A 494-nucleotide genomic window follows, 5' to 3' on the forward strand; every position below is an offset into this window, starting at 1 on the left:
GCCAAGGAGGAGTTCCTGCCAGGAACCCACTACTACTACGGAATGGACGTGTGGGGACAGGGAACCACCGTGACCGTGTCCAGCGGCCAGCCCAAGGCCCCCAGCGTGTTCCCACTGGCCCCATGCTGCGGCCACACCCCCTCCAGCACCGTGACCCTGGGATGCCTGGTGAAGGGATACCTGCCAGAGCCAGTGACCGTGACCTGGAACTCCGGCACCCTGACCAACGGCGTGAGGACCTTCCCAAGCGTGCGCCAGTCCAGCGGACTGTACTCCCTGTCCAGCGTGGTGAGCGTGACCTCCAGCTCCCAGCCAGTGACCTGCAACGTGGCCCACCCAGCCACCAACACCAAGGTGGACAAGACCGTGGCCCCAAGCACCTGCTCCAAGCCAACCTGCCCTCCTCCCGAGCTGCTGGGCGGCCCCTCCGTGTTCATCTTCCCTCCCAAGCCCAAGGACACCCTGATGATCTCCAGGACCCCAGAGGTGACCTG

1 protein-coding gene is annotated in these 494 nt (G+C 65.4%); it reads left to right on the top strand.

Features of this window, described 5'->3' with window-relative positions; genetic code table 11:
• Positions 1–42: 42 nt before the first annotated feature.
• On the top strand, positions 43–494 hold a 452-nt coding region (locus PGH32_RS24770; RefSeq protein WP_443112830.1), incomplete at its 3' end, for a hypothetical protein.

It is taken from the genome of Erwinia sp. SLM-02 (genome assembly GCF_037450285.1).
In the GTDB taxonomy this organism is placed as follows: domain Bacteria; phylum Pseudomonadota; class Gammaproteobacteria; order Enterobacterales; family Enterobacteriaceae; genus Erwinia.